General features: G+C 60.5%; 1 protein-coding gene. It reads left to right on the forward strand.

Annotation, left to right across the window (positions count from 1 at the left end; translation table 11 throughout):
- On the forward strand, positions 1-209 hold a 209-nt coding region (locus AC1RPG_RS08205; protein WP_481762500.1), incomplete at its 5' end, for a hypothetical protein.
- Positions 210-446 lie beyond the last annotated feature (237 nt).

Genomic DNA, 446 nt, shown 5'->3' on the forward strand with positions numbered 1-446 from the left:
GCGTTAATCGGCTCACCATTCACGCATCGCGGTTTGCTGGGCTCGGGTACACGAATTCGAATCCGGCGGGCGTCCCTTGCTGGCGGTTTGTTGACATGCACGACGGCGAAAACCGCGCGGCATGCGTCGGACCGCAATACCGGACACGCGCTGAATTGCTGGCGGATGCCGCGCGCTACGCTCGCGACGCATGGGGTTATCTCGTCTAAAGGGGTGCATGATGCGCACATTCGATAATGGCTGTTTCTACACGGTCCAATGCACGGAGCGCGACGTGACAGAATTTGCGCGGCGCTGGCCCTGTTTCGGGCCCCGTGTGCCGATCACGTTTCAATTCGATAAGCGAAACGGCGACCTAGTAGACGTGACAGGTACGCGCGACGCACACGACTATCGGGGCGTGTTGGCACTGAGCGAAGACGCCAAAACGTACGGGGCCGCACGTA

The organism is Dellaglioa sp. CoH-57-MRSF-18 (genome assembly GCF_056781995.1).